The organism is Sphingomonas bacterium, assembly GCF_028289855.1.
Lineage (GTDB): Bacteria > Pseudomonadota > Alphaproteobacteria > Sphingomonadales > Sphingomonadaceae > Sphingomonas.
This window is the reverse complement of sequence record NZ_JAQGKZ010000006.1, coordinates 1-3,255: the sequence shown is the minus strand read 5'-3', so window position 1 is coordinate 3,255 and position 3,255 is coordinate 1. Positions and strand designations below refer to the sequence as shown.

The 3,255-nt window shown below is 64.7% G+C and carries 3 protein-coding genes; all 3 read right to left on the bottom strand.

Annotated features, from left to right (window positions below):
* Positions 1-1,235: nitronate monooxygenase (locus tag JWM94_RS00265; RefSeq protein WP_299419427.1), on the bottom strand; the 1,235-nt coding region annotated here is incomplete at its 3' end.
* A 67-nt stretch (positions 1,236-1,302) separates the two neighbouring features.
* The gene (locus JWM94_RS00260; protein ID WP_299419423.1) at positions 1,303-2,439 is read right to left on the bottom strand and encodes a glycosyltransferase family 4 protein; all 1,137 of its coding nucleotides are present in this window, start codon (positions 2,437-2,439) and stop codon (positions 1,303-1,305) included.
* Positions 2,440-2,471: 32 nt separating this feature from the next.
* On the bottom strand, positions 2,472-3,255 hold a 784-nt coding region (locus tag JWM94_RS00255), incomplete at its 5' end, for a glycosidase (RefSeq protein WP_299419420.1).

The window sequence follows — 3,255 nt, the reverse complement described above, 5'->3', positions numbered from 1 at the left end:
CTGCGCGGGTCGGCGAGGCGGCCGGTCGAGTTGGTCTCGCTGTCCTTCCACGACGAGAAGGCGCATTGGCTGAGACAGCCCATGCAATCGGCCTGATCCTTGCGGATCACCGCTTTCTCGGTGGGCGTGACGAACACCAGCGTATTGTCGGGCGTCTTGAGCGCGTCGGTGAACCCTTGGCCGAACCATTCGCGCGCGCGCAGCAAGTCGTTGCGCGTCACCCAGAAATTCTTGCCCTTCACGCCGACGTCGAGCTGGAAGGTGTGGTCGCCCGCCTCCTGCGTCGAAAACGCGATCTGGCGCTCCGAGCGCGATTCGAGCAGGCGCAGGAAGGGATTCTTGACCGCCGACGAATAGAAACCGGTGGGGGAGAAGCGATGCAGCAGCACTTCGCCCGGCTCGATCTCCATCAGCTTGGCTTTCCAGCCTTCGGGAATCGGGCTTTCCTTCGTCAGCAGTGGGCGCGTACCGAACTGGAAGACGATCTGTCCCAGCTCTGGGTTGTCGATCCAGTTGTTCCAGTCGCGGAGATACCACACGCCACCGGCCATCACGATCGGCACGCTGTCGGGAATACCGCCCTCGCGCATCGTCTCGCGTAGCGCCTTGACGCGCGGATAGGGATCTTGCGGCTGCAACGGATCCTCGGCGTTCGACAGGCCGTTGTGCCCGCCGGCCAGCCAGGGATCCTCGTACACCACCGCCGACAACCACTCGGCCGCCTTCGAATAAGCGCGCTTCCACAGCGCCGAAAAGGCGCGCGCCGAACTGATGATCGGGAGGTAGCTCACCTCGTAGGACGCAGCGATTTCCGACAATTTGTACGGCATGCCCGCGCCGCACGTGACGCCCGACACCAGCCCGCGAGTCCGCTCCAGCACGCCGTGCAGGATGCGCTGTGCCCCGCCCATTTCCCACAGCACGTTGATGTTGATCGCACCCTTGCCGCCGGCAATGTCGTAGGCGCGCTTGACCTGTTCGACCGCGCCATCGATCGCGTAGCGGATCAACTCCTCGTGCCGCTCGCGCCGGGTCAGCGCGGTGTAGATTTGCGGAATGATCTTGCCGTCGGGATCGTAGCTGTCGGCGTTGACTGCGCTAACCGTGCCGATTCCGCCCGCCGCCGCCCACGCGCCCGCCGACGCGTGATTGGTCGCGGCCACGCCCTTGCCGCCCTCGACCAGCGGCCAGACCTCCCGGCCGTTGTAGATGATGGGCTTCAGGCCTTTGAACACGTAAATCTCCTGGAACAGTAACGCCCAGATATACCCTCTAGATGCGTCGGTGCGAATAAATAGCGATCTATGTTAATATCCCCGGCCTGCCGACGACGCTCTCGTACAGCGCGCGATAGGACGCAATCATCACCTTTTCGTCATATTCCGCAACGGCTTTGGCGCGGTTGAGCTTGCCGACCACTGCGGTTCCGGCGGGGTTTTCGGCTGCCGCCTGGATGACGTCGCGCAAGCCGACTTCGTTGCGGTGCATGTCGATCAGCGGCCAATTTTCCCGGCACACCATGTGGAGCATGTCGCCCACGTTGGGCGCCGCGATTGGCAAGCCCGCAGCCATCCCTTCGACCACCGAGATCGGGAATTGCTCGCTCATCGACGACAAGGCCATGATGTCGAACAGGCCGACATATTTGTGCGGGTCGGGCAGAAAGCCGGGCATCACGAGCTGATCGGTCATGCCCATATTCACCGCGGTCTGTCCGATCTTCGCGCGCTCCGGCCCCTCGCCGACGATCACCAGCCGGATTTTCGCCGAGCAACCGGCTGCGGCGCGGACCAATGCGGGCAGATTCTTGACCTCGCGCAATCCCGCCAGCGCGCCGACCACGGTTTCGCCGGGCTTGCGGACGAAACCGGGGATCGCCTTCGGATCGGGTTTACGCGCGTAAAGCGCGGTCTGGATGCCGTTCGAAATGCGGTGCAGCTTCGGCGGCGACAGTTTCCACACCGTCTTGGCGAGATGCTCGAGCGTCGCGGACGGCACCACGACCGCATCCGCTGCGCCGAACGCTATGCGGCGATAGACCGTCCGCCGCGCCTTCAATCGCGCGGCCTCGTCGGCGTTGAACCCGTCCTCATGATGCACCAGCGGCGGCGCGCCCTTGGGAAAGGCGCGCTTGGCCATCACCGCGTCGATCCCGCCCCAATTGTAGCTGAGTACCAGGTCGAAGCGGCGCATATATTTGGCGATCGCCTCGAACCGCGCGACCGATGGCCGTCCGGTCAGCGGTGGCGGGTCCTGCGCGATTTCGTACGCGACGCCCTTCGCGATCGCGTCGCGCGCGGAAAGCTGATCGGGCATCCCCGATACGATCGTGTGCCGCGCCCGGTCGCCGAACGCGTCCATCAACCGCACCGCGCGCGCTTCCTTGCCGCCAAGGTCGAACGACGAATGCATGTGAAGGATGTTGAGCGGCGCGGGCATCCTATGCCCCTACCCAGCTTCGTGCCCGTCGATCAAGCAAGCCCGAACACCGATTTCGGCACATGCGTGATGCGGCAAGCCAGATCGGCCTCGCCGCTGGCGACGACGAAATGATCGCCGGCATCGACGATCCCGGTCGTGAACACGATGTCCGACAGGTACATGATGTCCTTGAGCGGATCGGTCAGCGCGGGTGCCGGTTCTAGCATTGGATCGCGGCTGCCGCCGACCACGACTGACGGGTCCGTCGCGTCGAGCAGCGACCAATAGGTGCGGTACGTGCCGACCACGCCGGACGGCTCGACCCCGTGCCATAAGGTCAACCAACCCTTGTCGGTCAGGATCGGCGGCGCCCCACCCCCCATCCGCGCGGTCGCCAGCGTCGCGGCGTGCGGACGAATGCCGGGGCGGTCGAGCGGTTTCCAGTGGAGCGCGTCGGGTGATGTCGCGAGGTTGATCGACGGGCCTGCGCGCCATTCGCTGTCCGGCGGATAGGCGAAATAGAGATCGCCGAGCGGCCGCGTCTGCGCCCAGTATTTACCGCCGATCAACCCGTCGAAGATCAGCATGTCCTTGTTCTGGTGGTCGAGCACGATCCCCTCGAGCCGCCAGTCCTGTGCGTCGTCCGACGTGTAAAGCGCGGTACATTGCCGTTCGGGGCTGACCGAGCAGGTCGTCATCAGCCAGCGGTCGCCAACCTTGCTGATCCGCGCATCCTCAACGCCATAGCATTGGTATGGCGCGGCTGGCGCGATTGCGCGGCCGTAATGAATCGCCTCGACTCGCCGCCCCTCCGCGTCGAGTTCGACCGGGAGC